Annotated in this window: 16 protein-coding genes; 7 read left to right on the top strand and 9 right to left on the bottom strand. The window is 41.8% G+C overall.

Annotated elements, in window-relative coordinates; genetic code table 11:
- Positions 1-373 precede the first annotated feature (373 nt).
- Positions 374-1,306: a hypothetical protein gene (locus EXM22_RS13595; RefSeq protein ID WP_149487055.1), complete on the top strand. Its 933-nt coding sequence runs from the start codon at positions 374-376 to the stop codon at positions 1,304-1,306.
- 215 nt (positions 1,307-1,521) lie between these two features.
- Here EXM22_RS13595 and EXM22_RS13590 read toward each other — a convergent pair whose 3' ends face one another.
- Positions 1,522-1,794 (bottom strand): hypothetical protein, encoded by a 273-nt coding sequence (locus EXM22_RS13590; RefSeq protein WP_149487054.1) that lies wholly within the window; start codon positions 1,792-1,794, stop codon positions 1,522-1,524.
- Between the two features lie 444 nt (positions 1,795-2,238).
- Here EXM22_RS13590 and EXM22_RS13585 point away from each other — a divergent pair, with 444 nt between their 5' ends.
- Positions 2,239-2,412, top strand: coding sequence for a BspA family leucine-rich repeat surface protein (locus EXM22_RS13585; protein WP_149487053.1), 174 nt, complete (start codon positions 2,239-2,241; stop codon positions 2,410-2,412).
- Positions 2,413-2,417: 5 nt separating this feature from the next.
- Positions 2,418-2,804 (top strand): BspA family leucine-rich repeat surface protein, encoded by a 387-nt coding sequence (locus EXM22_RS13580; protein ID WP_149487052.1) that lies wholly within the window; start codon positions 2,418-2,420, stop codon positions 2,802-2,804.
- 121 nt (positions 2,805-2,925) lie between these two features.
- Here the strand turns inward: EXM22_RS13580 and EXM22_RS13575 are convergent, their stop codons facing one another.
- Complete coding sequence (locus tag EXM22_RS13575) at positions 2,926-4,080, bottom strand: helix-turn-helix domain-containing protein (protein WP_149487051.1); 1,155 nt, start codon at positions 4,078-4,080, stop codon at positions 2,926-2,928.
- Between the two features lie 101 nt (positions 4,081-4,181).
- Between EXM22_RS13575 and EXM22_RS13570 the strand changes: the two genes are divergently transcribed.
- Entirely contained in the window at positions 4,182-5,657 is a 1,476-nt protein-coding gene (locus EXM22_RS13570; RefSeq protein WP_149487050.1) for an Lcl C-terminal domain-containing protein, read from the top strand.
- A 145-nt stretch (positions 5,658-5,802) separates the two neighbouring features.
- Here EXM22_RS13570 and EXM22_RS13565 read toward each other — a convergent pair whose 3' ends face one another.
- The 5 genes from EXM22_RS13565 to EXM22_RS13545 all read right to left on the bottom strand — a co-directional run bounded on the left by EXM22_RS13565 (position 5,803) and on the right by EXM22_RS13545 (position 14,604).
- Positions 5,803-7,386, bottom strand: coding sequence for a hypothetical protein (locus EXM22_RS13565; RefSeq protein WP_149487049.1), 1,584 nt, complete (start codon positions 7,384-7,386; stop codon positions 5,803-5,805).
- 16 nt (positions 7,387-7,402) lie between these two features.
- Positions 7,403-8,995, bottom strand: coding sequence for an OmpA family protein (locus tag EXM22_RS13560; protein WP_149487048.1), 1,593 nt, complete (start codon positions 8,993-8,995; stop codon positions 7,403-7,405).
- A 320-nt stretch (positions 8,996-9,315) separates the two neighbouring features.
- A complete protein-coding gene (locus EXM22_RS13555; RefSeq protein WP_149487047.1) occupies positions 9,316-10,437 on the bottom strand; it encodes an Lsa36 family surface (lipo)protein in 1,122 nt (373 codons plus the stop codon).
- Positions 10,438-10,577: 140 nt separating this feature from the next.
- The gene (locus EXM22_RS13550; protein WP_149487046.1) at positions 10,578-12,647 is read right to left on the bottom strand and encodes a methyl-accepting chemotaxis protein; all 2,070 of its coding nucleotides are present in this window, start codon (positions 12,645-12,647) and stop codon (positions 10,578-10,580) included.
- Between the two features lie 280 nt (positions 12,648-12,927).
- The gene (locus EXM22_RS13545) at positions 12,928-14,604 is read right to left on the bottom strand and encodes a diguanylate cyclase (protein ID WP_149487045.1); all 1,677 of its coding nucleotides are present in this window, start codon (positions 14,602-14,604) and stop codon (positions 12,928-12,930) included.
- 188 nt (positions 14,605-14,792) lie between these two features.
- Here EXM22_RS13545 and EXM22_RS13540 point away from each other — a divergent pair, with 188 nt between their 5' ends.
- Both EXM22_RS13540 and EXM22_RS13535 read left to right on the top strand, forming a co-directional pair.
- Positions 14,793-15,959 carry a TAXI family TRAP transporter solute-binding subunit gene (locus EXM22_RS13540; RefSeq protein WP_210411487.1) on the top strand — a complete coding sequence of 389 codons (1,167 nt, stop codon included), beginning with the start codon at positions 14,793-14,795 and terminating at the stop codon, positions 15,957-15,959.
- A gap of 10 nt (positions 15,960-15,969) precedes the next feature.
- On the top strand, positions 15,970-17,868 hold the full coding sequence (locus tag EXM22_RS13535) for a TRAP transporter permease (protein WP_168203505.1): 1,899 nt from the start codon (positions 15,970-15,972) through the stop codon (positions 17,866-17,868).
- Positions 17,869-17,879: 11 nt separating this feature from the next.
- Here the strand turns inward: EXM22_RS13535 and hemH are convergent, their stop codons facing one another.
- Positions 17,880-18,875 (bottom strand): ferrochelatase, encoded by a 996-nt coding sequence (gene hemH / locus EXM22_RS13530; RefSeq protein ID WP_149487042.1) that lies wholly within the window; start codon positions 18,873-18,875, stop codon positions 17,880-17,882.
- Positions 18,876-18,888: 13 nt separating this feature from the next.
- Positions 18,889-19,947, bottom strand: coding sequence for a radical SAM/SPASM domain-containing protein (locus EXM22_RS13525; protein WP_149487041.1), 1,059 nt, complete (start codon positions 19,945-19,947; stop codon positions 18,889-18,891).
- Between the two features lie 220 nt (positions 19,948-20,167).
- Here EXM22_RS13525 and katG point away from each other — a divergent pair, with 220 nt between their 5' ends.
- Positions 20,168-22,360, top strand: coding sequence for a catalase/peroxidase HPI (gene katG / locus EXM22_RS13520; protein WP_149487040.1), 2,193 nt, complete (start codon positions 20,168-20,170; stop codon positions 22,358-22,360).
- The last annotated feature ends 29 nt before the right edge of the window (positions 22,361-22,389 follow it).

Below are 22,389 nucleotides of genomic sequence, written 5' to 3'. Positions count from 1 at the left end.
CTGAGAGTGCCCTTAAGGTCAGATCATGATCGGTATGCAGATTCTTTTGTTTACCAAAGTATGGCTGAAGTAAGTGGAATAATTGTCCTGGAGAAAAAAAAGAGCATAAAATGAAGACTCCTCATCTTTAAAATTGTTGAATGATTTTAGACAAACGGGTCTGTATGTACAGATTCACCATTTGTAGGTGTGCCATTAAATAGATCGAGTACATCATTATAGGTTTCTTTACATAATTTGATCCTATTAAATTATGAGAGAATACATTTTTTTTTTGGTTGAATTTTCATAATTTTTCATCTATAAAATATATTACTCAACAGGATCAGTCTTAGGATTGGTCTGTAGATCAACACAATTTTTGGAGGATTAAATGAAATTCAGAGTGTATAGCTTGTTCCTGGCGACTGCAATTATTTTCAGTCTCAGTTCATGTGCTACAACCTGCCCAGCAAACGAAGGACAAAATGTTTTTTTTGATGAAGCACCGAGATCCGTCGCAAAAAAAGTTGCAGATTATGAATCTGTAGTTGTTTTAGGTTACAATTCTACAATGGGATTGGAAACAGCAAAATTAGATGATTATATGGGAAACAGTAAACTCAGTTTCTCTGATACGAATGATTTTCTGGTTTCAAATGATGTAAAAATTGATTTTAATGCAGAAGAGATTCCCTTTCCAATAGGTGATCAGATTAATGCACAAGAGAAGGTACTTCTGGATGAATTGCAGAATACCACTTTTAAGATTATTGATAAAAAGACCTTACTTTCAACAGATGCGTATAACAAAGTCAGTAAACCAATACGCAATGAAGAACATGCTGAATCTGGATTGGCATCAATTAATGTGGCCGATGGATACCACACAACCTTTCAGTTTCCCGGTTTTATGAATGATACTGAATCAGTAGTCAATATGTTCAAAGCCAGTTTGGAAGAAAGCGGTGCTGACTTTGGTATCATTGTTGCAGAACGCCCCTATATCAGGGTCCACAATGATCATGGATTAGTTGAGGAATACATGACAAAATGTACACCCTACTATACTGTCGCCACAAGAAACACCTACTATTTGATTCAGCCAAAAACTCTTAACCAAGTTTTGCATCCTCAAACATTTATAGCAGAATCAGGTAATAGACATCTTTTAGAAGATCCTGCTGAGAATCCTCTATTAAGGAAAGGAATCTATACTCCAGAGATGGTTGAAAAGGACAAAGAGACATGGATGAGCGAAGTGGCAGACGCTTCGGCCTTAGCCCATAAATCATTTGTTGATTGGTTAAACGCTCTTAATAACTAATATAAAAACATGATATAAGAAGACCGACTATCCTTAGTTTTGATAGTTGGTCTTCTATAAGTACAGATGGTCTTACAAGTATTTTCCATATCACAATTTTTGAATGTTCTGTATAAAAAATAACTAATCTTTTACCGTATAGGTTCATACCAGCTAAATTAGTGAATTGTTATTAAAAATAATAACTTACTTGGCAATCCTTACATACTGACTTATTATGGGCTAATAGAATATCCAAGGATCACTAATGTAGAAATTTGTTCATACTCTACTTCTTTAATAATTATATCATGCCCATCTCCCTCAGGACCTTCACTATTAGAAAATGAGACTTCACTAGAAACTGAAACGGCAAGTAGTGCAAATGAAATTACCGCCTTCACTTTTGAAGGACTTACTACACCAGTCGATGCGGCTATATCGGATACAACGATTACAGCAATTCTCCCATTTGGAACGGCTACATATTCTCTGGTGGCTACTTTCACAACTACAGGGGAGAACGTCTCTGTCGGTGATGTTACTCAGATTAGCGGAGTAACTTCCAACGATTTTCAACGACAATCAGTTATATTGTCACTGCAGAAAATGGAGATAAACGGACTTATACTGCTCAGGTAACAGTTGCCATTGCTTCAGATAATGATATCTTAGTATTCTCTTTCGATGAGTTGTCTCCTGTTGTGGAAGCGACAATTTCTGGGACAGATATTACTGCAATCGTTCCGAGTAGGACAGATATGACAGAATTGGTTGCAAGCTTCAGCACAAGCGGTGTAAACGTAACAGTAGATAGTGTTACCCAGGTTAGCGGGATTACTCAAAATGACTTCAGCGCACCAGACTTATACCGTCATTGCCAGTGATGGATCATCAAAGAGTATGAAATTATTGTAACTAGAAGTAAACTTACAAAAGAAGAGTTACAACTCATGATATATAACAGTGAAGATGTCACAGGTGTTGATACATCCGGAATAACAGACATGAGCTATCTGTTTGTCCTCAGAAAAACTTTCAACCAAGATATTTCAGGCTGGGATGTGAGTTCCGTAACAGATATGTCCGGAATATTTGACGGAGTAGAATATTTTTTCTCAGTGTAACGGACATGTCCTTTAAGTTCAGCGAAGCAAAAGAATTCAACGGTGATGTGTCCAATTGGAATGTCGGCAGTGTCAAGAATATGTTTAAGATGTTCTATAAAGCACGTGATTTTAATCAGGATATCAGTAATTGGACTGTGGATAGTGTTAGTAATATGAGCTATATGTTTGCTTTGGCAGACTCATTTAATCAGGATATTTCTACCTGTGCTATGGATAATGCGGATGATTTAACAGGGATGTTCTACGATGAGACTTCATTCAACTGGGATATATCATCATGGAGAAACCATTTTTCTTCAGATATTACCCATGATTCATTTACTGGTGGTACTTGTACTTTAGCTGAGGAAAATCATCCTTATGTAGATTGGTTTACAGAGAATTTATAGTTTTCTTATAGGGAAAATTAGTAGAAAAATTCTAACTGGTCAGGAAGAAAATATTAGATTGTTCTCCTCTCCCATAGGGAGGATCAAAAGATATTTCATTTCCTTTGGTCCTGAAACTATTCTACCGGGAGGTCTCATTCTTTTCTAAACCTTTGATAAATTCCTTAGGAGTCATGCCCATCTCTTTTTTGAAATTTGTGTAAAAAGCCGTTATGGATTTAAATCCGCATTCCAGGGCGATACCTGTTATTGTAAAAGAGGGGAATTTGTCTTCCTTGACAGCTTTGAGAAATTCTTTAATACGTAGTCCATTAATGTAGCCATAGAAATTATTCCCTGACTCTTTGTTGATCGACTCCGAGAGATGATGAGTCGTTATCCCCATCTTTTCAGAGAGTGTCCTTAAGGTAAGATCAGGATCAGTATGCAAACTATTTTGGTTAATGTGGAAATTGAGTTGTTCATATATTCGATGAGTTTCCCTGGGAGACAGATTGGAAGATTTGTACTTTTCCCTGGTTTCCTCTGATTTTGTCTTACCCCTATTTAAATAATCACCATAACTTTCAATCTCAGACTGATTGTGAGCAAAGAGTGAATAAAGAAAAATGAAGAGTAGGGCCGGGAAAATCCGGATGATAAGAGCTGTTGTCTGGTGAAAACTATGAGCAGATGGGGGGAAAAGCAAAATAATGAAATTAAATAGAAAGAGTCCCAAATAAAAGATCACCAGATAATATAACCATGAGAGAGTATTTCTATAGGTTTTACTTGAATAAAAGTCTGTCACAGTAGATTTATGTCTTCTGATCATATCGATTACAAAAATGCTATACAGAACTCTCGAGACAATCGCCATAAGATCCAGGATGTGATCTAGAACTGTACCCACAGGTATGCCTGAAGTTACATCTTCAGGATATAGTGCGGAGGGATTCAGGACTTTATAAATTACCATTATTGCAAAAGGGATGTAATGTAACCATTCCACTTGTCGTTTCTCTCTCTGATTTAGAAGGTTGTTTGTATAAAGATAGAGAGTCGGTCCAATCAGAAAATAACTGCTGCGGGTTAATATTAAAATTCCTGACAATATTGGATCAGGCAGTATTTCGGGACGGAATAGATTGTCCAGGATTGTTAATCCAAAAATACATAACAAAAAAATGGCCGAATGGGCAGATACAATATGGTCCCTGTTCAGGGTGATTAAGCATATACCAGATACCATCCAGGCAAGCCCCATGGCTAGTAATAAATCCAGAGCATTAAACATAAAGTGATAATAACACTTATTTCGTTTCGGTCGAAGCGGAAGTTCATTACCTTAGAAATATATACAATAGAAATCAGAATTAATGACTAAGGAGTATTGGAGTGAATCTTTTTAAATCAGCTGTTATCGCGGCTGTTCTCGGTGTTTCAATAACCGTTATAGGATGTCAAACAAATGGGAAAGAGCTGACTCAAGAGTCACCAAAAGTCAAATTTGTAGTGACTGATGCTATGCAGACTAAATTTTATGATACCCATGGTAATATTATCGAAGAACCAGAGCCAGGAGATCCTTTGTATGGCCAGGATGCTCAATACGAGGGAATCAGGCCTTTGTACACCGATAATGGTGATGGTACTGTTACCGACGATAATACAGGGCTTATGTGGCAGCAAACTCCGCCAAAAGATAAGATGACCTACGATGAAGCCATGGAGTATGTCGAGAAGCTGGAACTTGGAGGGTATACTGATTGGAGACTCCCTACGATTAAAGAATCCTTTTCTCTTGCTAATCTCGATGGTCAATTGAATGTCGGGGATACCAACCAAAGTGTCCCCTATATAGACTCTGACTATTTTGATTTTTTTTATGATGAAGGTCGGCCATATACTGGGTCTTATTGGACTAGCAGTGTCACCAGAATCCCTGCTGAAAATGAATATGAAGAGATGGAAAAAAATTATGGATTTAACTGGGCGGACGGTCATCTGAAATCCTATGGGGACGGTTATTCCCTTGATGGTTCAACATCGGGTTCTTCCATTCCGGCAGGAGTCCGGGCAGTACGCGGCGAAGAAGGTGTTTATGGTGTCAATGATTTTACTGACAATAGGGATGGCACCATCACCGACCAGGCCACAGGTTTAATGTGGTCTCAGAAAGACAGCGGTGCAGTGAATGATGATGGAACTCTTCGTTCTGAGGATGATGAGAATTTTGGTCTTGGACGTACCTGGGTGGATACTCTGGTCTGGGTTCAGAACATGAATGCAGCTCAATATCTTGGATACAGTGACTGGCGTCTTCCCGATGCCAAGGAACTTCAGAGCATCGTTCAGTACGGCATTTCTGAGCTTCCGGCAACTGACTCTGATTACTTTGACTTGAGCCGGACCGATAGCTATATGTGGACCAGTACAACCTGTGGTGACTTTCCAGACACGGCACTCTATTTTGCCTTCGGTAAAGCCTATGGTATTAATCTGATGACAGGCGGTGTGCCTGCCGGCCAGGGACCCGAAGGAGGAGAACAGATGGGACCTCCTCCGGAAGATGTCAATGATCCTATGGAAAATGAAGTAGAGTCTTTCGTCACTGTAGACGCTACTGTGGCCGACTTCGTCGACACACATGGGCCAGGTGCTATGCGAAATGATTACAAGGATGTTACAGGTACAGCCACCCAGGCTCCTGCACTATCCCGAGAACTTTGGTCTAAACTCTATGGAGAAGAATATCCCTACGATTTTGATCCATCTGATGAGACCACACTCTTTGATTTGAGTGCCTCAGAAAATGCGGCAGATTATATTGTACTCTATAACTATGCTTTACTTGTTCGGGATGCAGATTAATATTGAAAATGGAAGATTTTCAGCCAGCCCTGTCGGCTTGAATCTTTCATCAGATGGTGAAAAGTAAATAAATATAGGATGGCTTAGCCCTGAGTTGCTCCACGCTCTCATTCACTGAGGCATGGAGTAACTCAGGGCTAAAAAATTACGGTGTGGGTGTGTAGAAATCAAAATATTGAACTTCCGGGTCACTCGATACCGCGCCATCATTGGCTATGATACTTATAGCTACATCCCAATCCGCATCAGGATAGGAAGAAGCGTCATCTTTGGTGCTGTCAGTGTTCACAAACGCTCCGGTCAGGTTAGTCGCGGGAGCAATATCAAGCTCAAAATCCGCTTCTAAACCGTCCACGACATCCTGACTCTTCAATGTGTCCCCGGGGCTATACAGTTGATCTCCACCTCCGTCGACCCGAAAGCGGAGCTGCTCGACACCCGTTGGGAGTGAGTGCAGCTGCCAGGTGACGGTCATTGTGTCGTCTTCTGCATTGGTCGCGATGACACCATCAAGGTTGACTGTATCATTACTGTCATCAGAACCACTTGTATCATCATCGCGGTAGGGAGCGCCTGATGATCCATCACCAAACATCCCATCGCTTGCTGTTATAAGCGGTGCTCCAACCACCGGTGTGGTATTGCCGCTGGTCGCAACAATCATCGAATCTGTACTGGTTGCCCCGTATTCATCCCGGACCTCAAGAGCTAAAGTATAGACCCCTTCACCAGGCTTCGCATCACTTCCCGATGTCTCCGGTGTAAAATCTGCCACTGCGGTGTTGGTGCTATCGGGATCCGATGGATTGGTCCAGTCTGTATTGCTTAGGGACAGTGCTGAACCTTCGGGCTGATCCGTAACACTCCATCGGTACTGCCAGGTATTACGGCGGGAGGTCTCCTCAGCGCCACCTCCCGAGCCTGTTAAAGTAAGGGGATCATCAGCATCAATCGCTCCAATTGAGTCGACTCCCGCATCTGCCCCCGGCGCAGCATTGGCAACAGTTATTGTTACATCAGAAGTCCCCGTCAAACCCCACTCATCAGTTGCAGTCAACCTAAGTGTGTAATCACCAAGATAGCTTGGTACAGTTACATAATCTGTTTCACCAACGGCATAGAAGCTTGTGGTGAAAGTAGGCGTCAAAGTCGTTCCATCGCTAAGAAAGTATTCGCTGTTCAGGGCCGGTTGACTTACCACTTCCCAGCTGTATGTCATAGATTCAGGTCCATCCGGATCATCATCTTCAGCACTGGCACTCAAAGTAACCGGAACACCCGGATATCTGACGGCACCGGTTCCGGCCAGGGCTGTGGGAGCATTGTGTGTAACCGTGATAGTGACAAAGGTATCATCTTGAAGATTATATTCATCTACAACTGCAGCAAGCAGTTTGTATTGACCCGGAATTTCTGAAGAGAATACTGCCTTTGACGAATCCGTCGTATCAACGACAAGGCGTGCAGCATTCTCTGATGGTTCAGTAATCACCTCCCATTTATAAGTGAGAGTCTGGTTGTCAGCATCTACTGAATCACTTAGATCCAGCAGCTGCTCTATACCTGGGTAAAGTGTATAATCACTTTGCTCCATCAAAGATATGGGTGGACGGTTTGGATTACTGGTAAGCATCTCGGAACAGGAGCTCAGGATGAAAATAAGGACCAGAACGCAAGCTTTAAGGCCGGTCTTAAGAAATATTCCTGGTGTATTATTTGTTTTATTCATTGCAAATTCCTTGTGTTTAGAAATAGAATCGGACGCCGACTTTAGCCGTGACCGAATGGCCTAAAAAGTTTTCATCGAAAAATATCCGATATCCGGGGCGGAGGAATAATCCCAGCTGTGTGGTTTCTCCCATAATCCATGAGGCCGGTTTTAAGGCAAGGTCCAATTCGAGGCCCAAGGTTTGACTGTAATGGGATTGCCCATTTACCGGTGTAAAGGCCGTGGAGCTTTTTTCCTGGGTATATTCCAGGACTTGAACTGTTCCTCCATAGCCGAGGTGGGGAGTGATGAAAAATCTAGGGCTCACCTCAACGGCGTAGCCGACAGTAACCATCCAATCAAATTCATTAAGACTTTCGACCGAACTGGTCTGGTCCGGGATGTGATATAATCCTTCCACGGCTAGGCCAAAACGAAGAGGGGCTAAGCCATGGAGATGTTGAAATTTAGGAATCAAAATATCAAACTTGGCTCCGGCACCGATACCAGCATCGGAAAATTCACCATAACGGGCATAAGGTAATGATCCATTTGCTGAGATTTCAAAACCATGGATGATGCCAGTTGCCTCAGCACAGTCCTGTACAAAAAGAAAGGTCTGAGGTTTGTCTCCGATAAGAGTTGATGATGGTTGAATCTTTGAATCCTTGGCTGCCACTAGGCCAAGAAAGTAGTGACGATCGGAGACCTGCTCCTCGGGGATGCTTTCACCAAAGCCGCCAATTCTTACCTGGGTATCGGGATCAAGCTTTGTCAGTGTATCGGAAATAAAAATCATTTCATTACTGGTAGCGAGAGTTGGCCGATTCAGTTCGGTGAATTCGGCTTGGTCGTAAGTAACAGCAATACCCTGGTTGGTTTGAAATATGGGTAGTTCGCCAATCTCAGCGCCGGTCCGTCCGGCTTCCTCGGTCAGAACTTGCCGAACTGCGGCTTCGTCGGTCAATCGGGAATCAACAACAAAAACTGCAGCTCCTGGATTTTTCCAGTCGGTTAGCTGTTTCCACCAAACCGATTGGGGTGCGGTCCGTTCTTCTTCTATTTCATCAGAGATAGAGATCTCAACCCGACGGTTTAATGCCCGGCCCTCGGGCGTATCATTGTCGGCAATAGGAAGGTATTGCCCCTGACCTACTGCAGAAATCATTTCTCGGGGAAAGAGGCCTGTGCCTGCAATCGTGTTTGCCACCGCATTTGCTCGCTGACCGGATAAAAGGGTCCCATCGTCAGTATCCTCTGGAACTTGGGCTGTGTGGCCTTCCACTAAAAGTCTCAGGTTCGAGAACCGTTCGAGTGTTTTTGCAAGACTTTCAATTTTGGTTTTCGTTTCAGGTGTAATCTCCGGTGAATCCGGTGGAAATTGCAGGTCCCGATAGGTAATCGAGATGGTATTGTCTCGGACAACAACTGCGAAATCTTCTAACTTCTCGTCCTTAGCAGCGGCTTCGACCTCCTTGACCAGTAATGACAAACTTATATCTTCCCAATTCAAGGGCTGGTGTTCATTTACCAGAGGTAATCGATCGGACTGTTGGGACCAAATGGATTGACTTCCGATGACTACCATAGCCAGGAGTATACAGGGTTTTAAAATCTTGTTTCTTTTCATAGTATGATTCCTTTCTGTCTTCACATATCTTAAAAATCGGGAAAAATTTTAAAGACACATAAAAAATGCACACCAATGCATATATGAAAATACATATTCATTAATGTGTGCGGGTAATAGTATACAAATGTACTTTAAAAAATTCAACGCTTTACTGTCAACTTTATAGATTCGGACTTGCTTTCTGTTTTTTTGATAGCTCAGAAATTTATTCTGCATTGGCGCAGGCGAACCAAAAGAGTTGGCAGTTTGACAATTACCAGAGGAATCTCTGTCGCTTTAAGAAAGTGTGTGGATAAAGCCGGCTAACTGAAGAATCTCTACCAGACAATTCCAGCATTCACTCCCATCATGAAACTGTTTCCTTCGCTGTCAAAGTAGTACATCAGAGGTATATCGAGTTTAACCGGACCGATATTCAATCCAAGCCCCGCAGTCAGACGGGGACGGATAAATTGTGGTCCATCACTATTCGTTCCAAGATCAATGTTCGCCGATCCATCGTTAAATTCCAATAGATCAGAACTCTCTGAGGCAACGACCGGGCTGTCCAGATTCACTTTGACTTCGGAATTTCCAAAGGCGACATCGACCCCTGCTCCAATGTTTAAATCGAGGAGCCAAAGGAGGCGGACCCCGGTTGTTGCCTCAAGAGGAATAGTCCAAGAATTGGAAGTTACCCCCATGGTCAGTGTGGGGTTTATGCTGATTTCTGCATTGTAGGTATTACTACCATCAGAAATATCTCCTGTAGAAACCGGATCAACCGGAAAATTTATCTTAAACCCCGATTTGTTTCTCTGGTACAGAACACCGCTTCCTAAAGACAATCCGCGCCAGCGCAATATTCCCAGAGGGAGCTTTCTTCCATCAAGGAACTGGTAGTTTAAAAAAGCACCAAGGCTAAGAGTCTTAAAGGAAAAATCATCGCTGATGGTTCCGGCAGAAATATCCGCATAACCGAACTTGACGGCTCCATAAAGATTTTCAACAAAGTGATCCATGTTAATACCCAGGGTGGCTGTTATAGGTTGTGCGGCAGCACCGAAGTAGATATCACCCTCTGTTTCAATGTTGTTTATGGCTTCTGCAATAACGACACTATTGGTAGATGGGGCGGAGAATGCAAAACCAGAACCTAAGGTAAGAGCAAAAATTTTATAATCATTATAATTTCGCTGTGTACCCGTATGTGTTGAGGTCGCTCCCGCATTGGCAAACCCCAGTGCCAGATCTTCCTGTCCGATATAGGGCTGAATCTGAGTATTGATTTCCGCTGTTAATTCATTGGTGACTGTTGCAAGAGCGTCATTCATAAAATCATCTAAGGCAGGATCTCCCGTTGGGACAACAGTCGGTGTTATTACGGTCACCTGTGCCAAAAGTGCATAGGGTAAAATAAAGAGAATGAGTACAATAAAAACTACATATTTTTTTTCCACTACAATCTCCTCTTAATAGACCTATTGAGTAACTTTAAGTATGAATGATTCTAAGATCTAATTCCAATCCAATAGACCGGTAGGTGCTCTCGTATCCCTTAACATATGTTTCAAGGGAAACTGGATGTCCTGCGATGTACTTACACCTTAAATTTATTGACTTCCCCAATTAATGCCTCGATGCTTGTATTATTCTCTGTACTCAATTCATTCACTTGGTTTACAGCGACTGTTACCTGGTCAGTCCCACTTGCCATTTCGTTCATTCCGCTTGCAATTTCCTGAGTAATATCGTTCATGTTTTTAGATTCCATTAATACCTGCTTACTACCGGAAAGCATCTCTTCTGAACTCATTTGTACTTTTTGAGTAATGTCATTGAGCATCATGATAGCTTCCAGAACCTGCTTGCTTCCTTCGGTCTGTTCCTCCATGGCCATTCTGATGCTCGTTTCCTGTTCTCCAACAGTTTTCACTTCCTCTTCAATTATTGTGAATTTAGATAATACTTCTTCAGAGGAATGAGTGACTCCCGTGATGGAATTTATAATATTCTTTAAGGCTTTATCGATTGTTTTTGTTTGTGCACTGGATAATTCTGCCAGCTTTCTAATCTCATCGGCAACGACTGCAAAACCCTTACCTGATTCACCTGCATGAGCCGCTTCTATGGCTGCATTCATGGAGAGGAGGTTTGTCTGGCTTGCAATGTGCTGTATGATTTGGCTGATTTCCAATAGTCCTTCCGATTCTTTGGCGACATCTTTAATGGAAAAGGATATGCCATCTAAAAGGTGCTTTCCGTCCTCAGAAGAGTCTGTCAATCTCTTGATGTTTTCAGAATTATTGACAAGTGTATGTGTTACATTTCCTATATTGGCCATCATTTCTTCAATAGCTGATGACGACTCGGTTACATTGGCCGACTGATCTTCAATCAACTGGTTTAGTTTTTCAATTCCTTTTGTGATTTGTTCCATTGTGGCGCTTGTTTCGGTCACACTGGCCGACTGATTCACCGTTTGGGTTTTAATACTCTGGATATTGGCCGTAATTTCATTTATAGCTGCTGCTGTCTCGACCATATTAGAGGACAGATTCACACCGGCATCTTTAAGAAGTTGGGATTGATTCTTTACCTGTAAGACGGTTCTCCGTATTTTTTCAAGAGTCAGGTTGAAATATCTTGCCATATCGCCAATTTCGTCTTTTGAAGAAATATCAATTCTTTCTGTCAGATCTCCGGCACCTTCAGAGATTTCCTTGAGGATCATGGCTGTTTGTATAATGGGTCGGCTCAAAGTTTTACCTATGAAGAGGAATCCAAGAATCGATAAAGTGAGAATGACTACAGCCAAGGCAATAAAAAGATTGGTCAGTGTTTGCATCGGTGCAAAAAATTCATCCTGTATCGCGACGATGGAGATGATAAATGGAGAACCCTTTACGGGGTGGTAACCGTTGATGATATTCTTTCCATTAAAAGAGTAATGCTGCAACCCTATTTTTGTTTGGATCATCGCCTCAAAAGCGGTGGCTAATGACTTTAGATCCGGGTTGCTTTTAGATTCATTGATGGGGTCAAACTGATTGATCACAAATTCTTTATTTGAGTGTGCTGTAACGATTCCACTTGTGTTCAGTAGATAGGCATAGCCATGCTGTCCATATCCCAGGGAATTGGTAATAACACTCAGATGGTTACCATCGGCTCTGGCAATGAGGACCTGCTGAACAACTCCCTCTACAAAAATTGGAGCTGCAAACATGATGACAGAACTATTTGTTACCTTGCTGATAATAACATCAGACATGTTGGCTTCTCCATTGAAAGCTCGTTTTACGTAGTCCCTGTCACTCAGGTCTGCCGTTGTATCTGAGTCAATGTATCTGGTTTGACCGTCCTTAGAAACAATACCCAAACCAAGAAAACCAAGACGTTCTATATCCGGCGTCAGATTTTTGTCCTGCACATTGAAATCCATGGATTTTGTACTTTCACGCATGGCCAGTTCTGTGAGGATTGATAGATTTTGCTCGATATAGTTTTCAACAAGTCTGGCGCTCATTTCAACCTGTATCTTTAGTGTTGAATTTATTTGTGATTCCAAAATATTAGATGCCGTTATTTTTGAACCGACACCAAAACCCAACAGGCTTAGAAAAAGAATAATACTACCGCTTAACACTATTCGCATACTTATCTTCATAATTGTCCTCTCAAAATTATGTCTCAATCACACTCGTATCAATGGGGTCCACAGAATAGCAAAATAATCAGTGATTCACAATTGACAGAAGCGCTATTTTTAGGCTTTTCTTAACCTATTCTTATGGAGATATCTGACATAACAAAAGATAAGCGATGGTAGGTGTATAGTTCAAATGAAAAGGATGTTAGTTGTCTCAAGATGCTTATAAATTCACTGTGAAACGGAATTGAGGCGACACTCGGGGTGTTGCCTAGGTTAAAAATAGAGGATTAAGATTTTAGACAGCTGAAGGGTTTAAATCATCAAGCACAATCTGGTTTTTTCCACGACTCTTGGCAGAAAGCATAGCCCTATCCGCCTGTCTTATTGCCTTCCATAACCCTCCCCGTGCAGGAGTTTCATAAAGTGTCATTCCTGCAGAAAGGGAAAGTTGAACATTTTTTTCGCTGATTCCTTTGTTCAATTGAATTGCCATCTCGCTAAAATCTTCATGAAGCCTCTTGCATAAGAGGGCTCCCTCTTTCTGTTCTGTAGAAGGCAGGAGGATGAGAAATTCATCTCCCCCATATCTAAAAATCAGATCATTTTGACGTGTGGAGGATTTCAGATAGGATGCGGTCTCTATTAATATTTGGTCTCCCATAAGGTGACCGTATTTATCATTGAAGAACTTAAAGTTATCCAAATCCATAAAGACGATTCCTATGGGACATTGGGACCTATCCATTTCAAGTTGCAGGATGTAATCATCCAGGCTTTTCCGGTTCAGTAGTTTTGTCAGGGAATCCAGGGATGCTCTTTCTTCCAGAATCCTGGTATTTTCCTTATTCTTTAAGGTTAGCCCCATATTCATTAAGATCAGATGTATTGAAACCCCGATAATCTGGGAAATCTTTCCAACTGGAAACAGAGTAAACTCCAGATAGACAGCTAAGTTATCAATAACAACTCCTAGAGCAATGGGAATAATACTAAAGAGGATCAATCTGGAAGAAAGGTTGTTCCTCGAGTAGCCTTTTAGAGCAACGATCAAGATTGTCATCAGAGATGGGATGATGATGACATTCATTATATCTCCCAATAAGGGTGTGCTGTGAAAAATACTAATGAGGGCAATGCAGGCTAATAGAGAGCTGAATGTTAAGACTATATTCTTTGTCCAAAGTTTTTTTACATCATAGAAAGAGATTGTAAAGAGTAGGGCAAAAAGGACTGTTAAAGAGTTGAAAAGTGTATATATAAAATATGTATAGCCCGTATTCTGAAAGAAGAGAAAGGACAGTACGCGGTTTTTCCCGGCTAGAGCTGTCATCAGGGTTAGCATTGCCATGGCATAGTGAAAGTAAGACCAGGTCCGTCGAATGGAAAAAAGAGACATATTCACCAAACCAGATAAGAGTAACATGGTCAGTAAAACTATAATAAATGTGAAGTTTTTACCCCAAGTCGATAGAAATTGATCTTGTGAAACAATTTGGAAATCTAAATTCCTAAACTGATATGATTCTGCATGAATATAAAGATCCAAATCCCTTCCTTCTGGCCATTCAAAAGGAAGGGCCAGGGTGGTGGAAGGTAAATCTCTCTGCGACATGGGAACAATGTCCCCAGTCGAGAAACTATGCCATTTTTTTGTGACTGGATGCTGATAATGGAGCTCAATCCATGTCATATTATCGACAAACTGTAAAATCTTGTACTGAGAAAAATCTTCACTTCTTTGTTGTGTTTTTAATTTGAGATGAAAGTACTGACTTGTATTTCGCTTTGTATTTTCTAGAAACTCAGGGTGAAATTTTCCCCGTTGTATTTCTGGAACAATTTCCTCCCATTGTGGGATCGTTAATATCTGTATATCAGGTCTGAAAGTTCCTTGTGGCTGAGAATGAGCACTTAAAAAAAAAGCTTGAAATAGCAATAGAATATACACGAGTTTTTTTAATTTGGATTCCATTGCGCGTCATTATAGAGACTGTTATTCCTCTTTGTAAAGTAAAGGGCTTTTCTTTTTAAGGCTTAGAACTTATTAGACTGAATCTCATTTATATGTAAAGATGGTATGAGAAAGGATCATAAATGAGACAGAACTTCCACAGAGCAGTTGGGCACTTCTCGCTTTGCTTTTATTTCCTGATAGTGTTAATGGGCTGCAGTAAATCTGCACCTAAAGAATCAGGTCAATGGAACTGGCCGGAGCAAATGCACATTGCAGCACCCGGGCGGAGTGGCTTAGCAAAGTATGTGAGTTGGGCATCGGTTTTGGAAGCTGATACAGGTATGGCAGTTCGTGTCATTCCGGAAACAAATCATGGGATATCCATGGGACTCGTAAAATCGGGTAAAATGTTGTTAAGCTCAGGATCTAAGAGTATTTTGAGTCACATCATCGAAGGCCTTGAAGATCAGGCCACCGACGAAAATGGGGGATTTCAACCCAGAATTGTTTGGATACATGATTTGGCTAACTCGGGTTTTTTTGTTCGCAGTGATTCTGAAATACAAACAATCTATGACATCACAGTTGGCACGAAGTTTTCAGTGTGGAATATGAGGGAATCTACATTAAACCCATATCGTTCCCTATTAGCCTGGATCCAAGTGGATGAATCTTCTATTGAATGGATAAATGCCGGTAGTTTTGAAAGCGCAATGAGAGCTGTCTCAGAAGGAAGAGCCGATGTTGCCTTTGGCTTTCCTGCATCTCCACTCATGAATGAACTCGCTGCCGCTCCCCATGGTCTTCGCCTTCTGGATTTGAATTCAGACCAAGATCCTGCTGGAGCCAAACGCTGGCAATCGATTAGTCCTTTATACTCATTTGGTTTGATTGAATCCGGTATTGATGAGGCCCGGCAGCATTGGGGTAGCGTGGGGTATATCTTCAATATTACTTCAGAAAATACGGATGAAGAACTTATCTATCATTTGGCTCAGTGGCTTGATGAACATTTTGAAGATTATGAAGACAATTACGGAACAAACAGGTATATGAGCCTTCATCATTTGATGGAAGCACTTAAGACAACATTTGTTCCAGTTCATCCGGGGTTGATTCGGTATTTAGAGGATCTGGGGCTTTGGACAGATGCTCACAGGATAAGGCAGGAAGAGAATCTGAGGCTTTTAAAAAGATATGAAATAGCCTATTCGGAGGCCAAACTTCTAGCGAAGGATAAAAACATTGAAGTGAATCCATTGAATGATGAGTGGTTATCTTTCTGGCAGAGTTATAAGGTCGTTCAGAAAATCCCCAAATTGGGACAACATCCCTCCCTTACAGAAAGAGCAGATCCAGTATACCCGGAATAAAACAGCAACTATGATCAATCAAAATGAAAAACTTACATTGTGCGTAAAATCCTTTTTTCTTGTATCCACTATTATTGCAGTGGCTCTCTATATCTCCTACTGGTTTGGATTTTCTGTATTTGGAAGAATTCTTTTGACAACGGACTACTCCTATCTGCTTTATGCAGCTCTGAGTCCCATGATTTTTCTAGGAATTGGTCATAAGGGGATACAGGATAAGACAGGTCCTCGATGGTACGATTTTTGGCTTGCAGCCGTTTTCATGTGTTCTTTTGTCTATTGTTTCCTTTCTTCAGATGAAATTAGCTATGGATTGTGGATGTCCAACCCTTCAAATATTCAAACTATAGTAGCTATTTTGCTGGTTCTCTTATCCCTGGAAGCGGGGAGACGGGCTGCAGGATGGAATTATGTTGCCGTTATTTTAGTTTGTATGGCCTATTCACTTTTTGCAGACCGATTTTCCGGCCCACTTTATGGAGTCTCCATACCGTTTACCCGATTGATTCTCGATTTCTCATTTGGTGAAGATGGTATTCTGGGTGTTCCTGCTGTGTTAATCGGGCGATCTATGTTTGGATTTTATGTCTTTGCAGCCACCATGCAGGTTCTGGGAGGAAGCGATTTCTTCTTGAAACTGGCGAATGCCCTGTTCGGTCGATTCCGGGGAGGTCCTGCAAAAACAGCTGTAATAGCCAGTGGATTATTTGGAAGTTTATCCGGAAGTATTACTGCGAATGTAATGACGACAGGATCCATAACCATACCTGCTATGAAAAAGGCCGGATATTCCTCAGAGTATGCCGCCGCTGCGGAAGCCTGTGCTTCTTCCGGTGGTGATACAATGCCTCCGGTAATGGGAGGTTTGGCATTTATAGCTGTTATGGTTGGGAATTTTGAGTACTCAGAAATCATTGTTGCCGCTTTTCTACCGACCATGCTGTACTATTTTGGCTTACTCGTCCAAATCGATGGATATACCGCACGAAGAAAATTAAAAAACAATTCAGATGAAGAATCTCCTGGATTATTGATCATCATGAAGGATGGATGGCCCTTTATGGTGGCTGTAGCTTTCCTCATATTTGGTCTGTTGTATATGAAATGGGGTTTTATTACTCCTCTTTATACTTCTGGATTAGTCCTTGTTTTGAGTTTTCTCCGGAGGGCTGGAAAACCAGGGAAAGAACGGTTGGCACAGCTTCTCATCATAGCAGGTAGACAGCTTTCTTATGGATTGGCTATCTTCTTAGGGACAGGTTTTATATTAGTTAGTTTGTATAAGACAGGGATGGCTTCAGCTCTGACGGCTTGGATTGTTTCTCTTGGATCTGACAATATTTTAGCCGTTCTCATTTTAGGCGCCCTGTTTAATCTCTTTATGGGGATGTTAGGACTGCAGCGTAGTTCCTATCTGTTTCTTGCAGTTACTATGGCTCCCGCAGTGGCGTCTATAGGACACCTTCCAGAGATTGCCGTCCATTTGTTCCTTATTTTTTTTGCAGGACTGGGAGGATTGACTCCTCCTGTTGCAATCACAGCTTTCATTGCCGCCGGGATAGCCGGAGCCAATGGGATGAAAACTGCCTGGACCAGTATGAGATTGGGATTTGTATTATTTATAATTCCCTTCTTTTTCGTCTTTCAACCGGCACTTATCCTCCAGGGTACGTTGTGGAAAATTCTATTTTTTGGAAGCAGTGTTTTTGTTGGTGTTTTCTTTGTTGCCTCCGCGATAGAAGGGTATATTCTGGGTTATGGAGAACTCAAAAGACATGAACGAGTCCTTGTATCCATAATTGGAGTACTCATTGCGTTTCCTCAATTTGTTTCCATTCTCATTGGTTTTGTATTGGGTGGGATCATTTTTATCAGAACCAGAGGGAAATCTCATAAAAAAATCGTCTAATATCTATTGAGTCAAAGAGTGTCACAGGGGGTCTGACAGTTCGGGCAAGAAACTTTTTCCTCATTCAAAGGAGGTGAAGGAAGGTCTGTGCTCATCTGTTCCTCGATTTGCCTTTTTATCATAGAAATGAAAGTCGATGAGTTTCCAACTGTTTTTAGTCGTGAAAATTTGAGGCCTTCACTCTTTGCCAGTTCGGCGGCTTCTATATCCAGGTCGTAGATTACTTCCATATGGTCAGATAAGAATCCAAAAGGCATTATAATGATTTCTTGAAATGAAGAAATGGAAGACTCGTGTATTACATCCTGTAACTCTGGAGAGAGCCATTCATTGCTGGTATTTCTACTTTTGCTTTGATAAGCAATAGTATAAGGAACCTTGTTAGAGATTTGTTCCATCACTAGTTTTGCGCTTTCTTCTAATTCCTGCACATACCTTTCACTATTGATCATATCCTGTGGGATATTATGAGCCGTAAAAATAATTCGACGGGATAATTGAGAGGCGGTTTCCAGATAAGAGTTCAGAATTTCACTCAATGCTCTGATAAACAGGGAATCATTGAAAAAAGGTTTCAGTTTATGAATGGTGATGCCGCCTCCAATTCTATTCAGAGAGGTTTGGATCTCATGGACATACTGCCAACAGCCGTAATAGCTGGCGTAGGGGGAAGTCACAAATGCCAAGGCTTTTTTGACTCCATTTGCTTTCATTTGAAGAAGAGCATCCTCAATTGTAGGAGACCAGAATCGATTTCCGAAATAGATAGGCAGTTTGATCCCTGCTATATCCAGTTCTTTTTTCAGTGCATCAATGACATTGCGGTTACATTCATTTATGGGACTCTTTCCTCCGAATAACTCATATTTCATGGCCACCCTTGTAAGGATTCTGTCAGGGATATTTTTCCCTCTTGTAACATTCCGAAGAAATGGCAATACGTCATCAGATTTTTCAGGACCTCCAAAAGAGAGGTATAGTAGTGCATCATATTCTGTGTTTATCATTGTATATTATTCTTCATGTCGGTTGGTAGATGCAAAAAGGTTCTTCCCCAAGGTAATCCCCGGTAATTGCCTTGGCTCTGGCACGGCAACCGCCGCAATTTTTTCTGTAGTCACAAATCCCGCATTTTCCATGGTAACTATCAATGTCTCTCATTTCATTAAAGAGTTCTGATGAGTCCCAGATGGGGTGGAAATCGAGATTTGTTTTGTTTAGGTCTCCTGCCTCATCCTCCATGAATCCACATATTTGAACTTTACCTATATGAGAGATAAAGGCAAAGCTCTGGCCACCCATACATCCCTTCGTAAGAGCATCCAAACCGTGGGTAGAGGGAATTACGTTACGACTAGCTTTTTTTTCTTCCTGCCGGAGAATCCTGTAATAGTGGGGAGCACAGGTTGGCTTCATTTGTATGGGAAGGTGTCGGCTTTTTTGGTATATCCACAGCAGTAATTCTTCATATTCTTCAGGATTTATCTCGTATTGCACAAGATTTTCTGCACGACCGGTTGGAACGAGCAGAAAGGGGTGGAATGATACGGCACCCATTTGCATAACCAGTTCGAGGATTTGGGGTAATTGTTTATAATTGAGTTTTGTAATGGTAGAATTTATCTGAAACTCTAGTCCTCCGGATTTCGCAGCCTCTACAGCTTTCATAACAGACTCAAATGCCCCTTTTACTCCTCTGAAAGAATCATGGGTCTTGGCATCCATACCATCCAAACTTAAACTAATTCTTTTAATCCCTGAATCAATTATTTTTGTCACCGTGTTAGAGTCTACCTGAAGACCACAGGGAGCCATAACCATGCGCAATCCCAGTTCTGTTCCATGCCTGGCAATCTCATAAATATCAGGACGGTTCATAGGTTCTCCCCCTGTTAGGATTATGATGGGCTTTGAGAAGGAGGCAATAGACTCCAGAACCTTGAAGGCTTGCTCTGTAGAGAGTTCTCCATCATATGGTGTGTTTTGTGCTGAAGCACGGCAATGACGGCATGCCAATGGGCAAGATCGTGTAATTTCCCAGGCAATGACCCGTGGCGCTTGGATAGTCTTTTTGTTCATATTTTTATCATTCCATGTAGTAAGTCGTCTTTACTTAACAAACCATCTTAACACATGAAATCCAGAATATGTCAGAGTTTTAAGACCATATGATTGAGTTCATTGAAGAAGTTTTTTTAAAAGTGAAATAAGGGGTCAAATATTAATACGAGTTTATTTTTCAATGAATGTATAGTAATATGAGACTTGGATATATATGATTTTTTCAGGAGGAGAGAACATGAAAGGAGAAGGGAAATGTCCAGTTACAGGAGCGACGAGTCGGTCAGCTTCAAAAGGATCTTCAAATAAAGATTGGTGGCCTAATCAGCTGAATCTTAAGATACTTCATCAAAATCCTTCAACTCTTAGGCCGATGGATGAAGGCTTTAATTATGCAGAAGAATTTAAAACCCTCGATTTAACAGCAATAAAGAAAGATTTGTATTCTCTAATGACAGACTCCAAGGAGTGGTGGCCTGCCGACTATGGTCATTATGGACCCTTGTTTATCCGTATGGCATGGCATAGCGCCGGAACATACAGAACGAGTGATGGCCGTGGAGGAGGCAATACGGGGAATCAGCGTTTTGCTCCCCTAAATAGCTGGCCCGATAATGTAAACCTCGATAAGGCACGCCGGCTTCTCTGGCCAATAAAACAGAAATATGGGAGAAAGATATCCTGGGCGGATTTGATGATATTAGCCGGGAACTGCGCTTTAGAGTCTATGGGGTTAAAGACTTTTGGTTTTGCCGGAGGCCGGGAGGATATTTGGGAGCCCGAGGATGATGTATATTGGGGAACCGAGACAGAATGGCTCGGTGATAAGCGTTATTCGGGCGAACGAGACCTTGAAAATCCTCTTGCAGCAGTTCAGATGGGATTGATTTATGTTAATCCCGAAGGCCCCAATGGTGAGCCTATTCCTGCGGCTTCTGCTCATGATGTCCGCCAGACATTTGCCCGTATGGCTATGAATGATGAAGAGACTGTAGCGCTGCTTGCCGGAGGTCATACCTTTGGAAAGTGTCATGGAGCGGGAGATGCCTCAAATGTCGGTCCAGAACCTGAAGCCGCCCCCCTTGAGGAAGTAGGCCTTGGATGGAAGAGTCTTTTCAAAAAAGGGAAGGGTGGCGACACCATTTCAAGTGGTATTGAAGGCGCGTGGAAACCAAACCCCACAAGATGGGATATGGGATATCTTACTGTGTTGTTCAAGTATGAATGGGAGCTCCTAAAAAGCCCTGCCGGAGCCTATCAGTGGCTGGCTAAAGATGTAGAAGATGAGGATATGGTTGTGGATGCCCATGATCCGTCCAAGAAACATCGTCCCATGATGACAACCGCTGACTTATCTCTTAAATTTGACCCTGTTTATGAAAAAATAGCCCGTCATTATTTGGAAAATCCAGATGAATTTACTGATGCCTTTGCAAGGGCTTGGTTCAAGCTCACTCACCGTGATATGGGACCCCGAACCAGATATCTTGGACCAGAAGTCCCTGAGGAAGTCTTGATTTGGCAGGATCCGGTACCAGCTGTAGATCATGCCCTTATTGATGAACAGGATATTGCAGATTTGAAGAATAAAATTCTATCTTCAGGATTGTCTGTTTCACAATTGGTTTCAACCGCCTGGGCATCGGCTTCCACATTTCGTGGATCTGACTATCGTGGAGGTGCTAATGGAGCGCGAGTGCAGTTGGCTCCCCAGAAGGACTGGGAAGTTAATGAACCCAAGAAGTTGAAGAAAGTTTTAGAAAAACTGACTCAATTACAGAAGGAATTCAATAGCTCCCATGGGGGAGGAAAAAGAGTTTCTCTGGCAGACTTGATTGTATTGGGCGGATGCGCTGCCATCGAAAAAGCAGCCAAAGACGGTGGAAATAATATTTCGGTTCCATTTACTCCCGGCCGTACGGATACCACTCAGGAACTAACAGATGTTGATTCTTTTGCTGTACTGGAACCCTGCGCTGATGGATTCCGCAATTACTTGAAGACAAAATATAGCATATCAGCAGAGGAACTGCTTCTAGACAAGGCTCAGTTATTGACTCTTACTGCACCGGAAATGACAGTCCTTGTCGGTGGATTACGAGTTCTAGGTGCAAATTATGAACAATCAAAGCATGGTGTTTTTACAACGACACCGGAAGTTTTGACAAATGATTTCTTTGTTAATCTCTTAGACATGAGTACTGAGTGGAAACCTGTTTCAAAAGATGGTGATGAATTTGAAGGAATAGACCGGGCAACCAAGAAGAAAAGGTGGATTGCTTCCCGGGTTGATCTGGTTTTTGGTTCCAATTCACAATTGAGGGCTCAGGCAGAAGTTTATGGTTGTCAGGATTCAAAGGAAAAATTCCTCCAGGATTTTACCAAAGCCTGGAACAAAGTCATGAACCTCGACCGATATGATCTGGTATAGGGTTCTTCGAAATAATCTTCAGGAATTAT

Origin of the sequence: Oceanispirochaeta crateris (genome assembly GCF_008329965.1) — a bacterium.
Taxonomy (GTDB): domain Bacteria; phylum Spirochaetota; class Spirochaetia; order DSM-2461; family DSM-2461; genus Oceanispirochaeta; species Oceanispirochaeta crateris.
The sequence above is the reverse complement of the archived record's forward strand: the minus strand, read 5'-3'. Positions and strand labels throughout refer to the sequence as shown.